We start from the raw sequence: 1,706 nt of genomic DNA on the forward strand, positions 1-1,706 counted from the left end.
GTACCAGGGGGCATAGAGAGAAACGAGGATGAAGGGGATGCAAAACAGGATTACGGTCATTATCCAGAACAGGACTCCGGCGAATCGCTGGATACGGGCCGGGTAACAACCTGGCTTTCCCCAGAGTGCAATAAATGAGCCAAGAAGGGCGACCGGGTGATACCGGGAATGCGGATCACCCATGAGCCGGTCAAGAACAAGTGCCGCGCACAGGATCGGGGCCGCGAGCGTTATTGCTGACGGTACCATGTGTAGAGTGCCCCGACAATGAGCGTGATGAATGCCGCAATATTCAGGAACTCTGTTCCGGTATAGAACCAGGCACAGTACAGGAGGAGTGCGACTCCCATCATGATCATCAGGGGATGGGGCCGGCCGCGGGCAACCGGCTGGAGGGGATATTCCTCGCGGATAGTCGGGCGGGCAGCCTGCGGGGGCAGGATGGCAATTGGGATCTGTGCTTTCATAACCCCGTACCCCGAAATGATATCAAGGTTGAACATGCCCGGGGGGCAGTCCCTGATGATGGGTATTGCAAGAGTCGATTCATCAACAACGTACAGGTTCTCATGAAAAAAACTGGTGAATTCCCCGGCATTGGATGCGGTAATCGTGATATGGATCGGCGCCCCGTGGTTCATGAACCGTATGCGGAGGAGGCCCCCGGGCTCTGCGAGGACTTTCTCCCGAGGGACATCAATGGAGTTGATACTGCTCCGGTTCAGATGGACTTCGTACCCGGCATCTCCCTCTCCGCCTGCTGCAACCAGAACGGAAAAAAGAGCGGGGAGTGCCATACCGGAACCTGCTGTTTTAGGATCCCTGCTGCGGCAGCAGGTTGGGGATGCCCTCGTGGATAGGATAATCCACGCTGCATGCGGCACAATGCAGGGTCCCTTCTAGGACTTCTTTTGCATCTTCCGCATCAACGTGGAGAGAGAGATCCCCTTTGCAGACCGGGCAGCAGAGGATATCCATCAGAGAGCGTTTCATTTCAGTTCATCCCGGATGTCAATGATCTGGGTGATCTCCGGGCCCGTGGAGATCAGGGCAACGGGGCAGCCGATGTCTTCCTCGGCCTGTTTGATGAAGTCTTTGGCCTTTTTGGTCAGTTTCGCGTATTCGGTGATCCCGAAACAGTCCTTGTCTATCCGGTCGATCCCGGTGATTGCTGCCTGGGTGCACCCGTTGATCATGGCCGAGTACCGTGCCATCTCGCCATCCCAGCCGCCGATACGGCGTTTGCGGTGGGTAACGGTGCCGAACTCCTGGATCCCCATGGCATCGGACTTCTCGGCCGTCATCTCAGTGGAGAACGGCCCTTCCCCGACACGGGTGGGATATGCCTTGAAGACGACAACGACATCATCGATCCGTGTCGGGCCGACACCATTGTCTGCGGCAATCTGGGAGGCTGACGTGTCCTTGCTGGTCACGAAGGGATAGGTCCCGTAATACAGGGAGATGCCAAATCCCTGTGTTCCTTCGAGAAGGACGTTCTGGTTTAGTTTCAGGGCATCGTCGATCGCTTTTGGCACATCGAGCAGATACTCAGCAAGTTCAGGAACATCCTTTGCCTGCGGGGAGGTACGCATGACCCGGTCGGAATTTGCCGGCCCACAGCCGGAGCCGGTGCTGCCAATCTTCTTTGCAAGGTGGGCACTCCCCTTGTCGCGGGCAATGTGGTCTTCTGTTATAATGCCGCA

The 1,706-nt window shown here is 56.8% G+C and carries 4 protein-coding genes; all 4 read right to left on the minus strand.

Annotated features, from left to right (window positions below; translation table 11 throughout):
* Positions 1-249, minus strand: a 249-nt coding sequence (locus tag CW742_RS12030) for a cobalamin biosynthesis protein (protein WP_292420697.1), incomplete at its 3' end; no start/stop codon positions are given.
* The gene (locus tag CW742_RS12035; RefSeq protein WP_292420699.1) at positions 231-797 is read right to left on the minus strand and encodes a hypothetical protein; all 567 of its coding nucleotides are present in this window, start codon (positions 795-797) and stop codon (positions 231-233) included. The genes CW742_RS12035 and CW742_RS12030, both read right to left, overlap by 19 nt.
* Before the next feature lie 16 nt (positions 798-813).
* A complete protein-coding gene (locus tag CW742_RS12040) occupies positions 814-993 on the minus strand; it encodes a methytransferase partner Trm112 (protein WP_292420701.1) in 180 nt (59 codons plus the stop codon).
* Positions 990-1,706, minus strand: a 717-nt coding sequence (locus tag CW742_RS12045; RefSeq protein ID WP_292420702.1) for an adenylosuccinate synthetase, incomplete at its 5' end; no start/stop codon positions are given. The genes CW742_RS12040 and CW742_RS12045, both read right to left, overlap by 4 nt.

The organism is Methanoregula sp., assembly GCF_002835825.1.
Taxonomy (GTDB): Archaea; Halobacteriota; Methanomicrobia; order Methanomicrobiales; family Methanospirillaceae; genus Methanoregula.